Raw genomic sequence first — 733 nt, forward strand, 5'->3', positions numbered from 1 at the left:
AACGGACTTGTGTATGAAACGTAGCGTGTAAAAAGACACTAACTTTCGGGTTAACACAGAGCCGAATTTTTCTCTTTTTAAAAGCCAAATTAAAAATTTGGCGGACTTGATAAATATACACAAACCTTTCGGTTTAAGACTTATTAGCTATGTTTTATACACCGTGTTGTACACAGTTATTGTTTATAATAATCTTTTTTTCCTAAACCGATAGTCCAAAAGTATTTTGCTTTTTCTTTGTCTTCCAAAACCCATTCTTCATTATCGGAATAATCTCCGTTTTCTTTCATTTCAGATATCATTTCCTCAATATCAACTTCACAGGAATCTCTAAAAACCCCAATTGAAGATTCAAGAAAAGCATAACAATAAGGTTCCTCAGTTGTTTCAATTTCACCTACATTATTTTTAGTCAAAATTTCGATTAAACTATGACTATCAGTCTTGAAAGGGTTAATTCCATATAACTCAATTTCTGTTTTTTCAGGGAAAGGACCATAAATGAATTCAATAAATTCTATTTTTTCAGAGTCATCTAAGTCAATTCTAAGTTCCCAATCATCATAGAATAGTTGTTTGTCAGTTCCGCTTGAAGCTTTGCCAAATTTTTGAATTAATTCAGTTTTAGAGGTTCCCAATTCCAAAATTTCTTTATTCTCAAATTCTATTCCTTTTAATGGATGTAAAATAATTTTCTTCAAATTCTATGAGTTTTTCTAATTGTGTACAACGT

General features: G+C 30.3%; 1 protein-coding gene. It reads right to left on the bottom strand.

What is annotated here, in order from left to right; genetic code table 11:
- Nucleotides 1-176: 176 nt before the first annotated feature.
- Nucleotides 177-701: a hypothetical protein gene (locus Q0997_RS20230; protein WP_299892530.1), complete on the bottom strand. Its 525-nt coding sequence runs from the start codon at nucleotides 699-701 to the stop codon at nucleotides 177-179.
- Between the last annotated feature and the right edge of the window lie 32 nt (nucleotides 702-733).

The sequence above is a fragment of the uncultured Lacinutrix sp. genome (genome assembly GCF_947500325.1).
Classification (GTDB): Bacteria; Bacteroidota; Bacteroidia; order Flavobacteriales; family Flavobacteriaceae; genus Lacinutrix.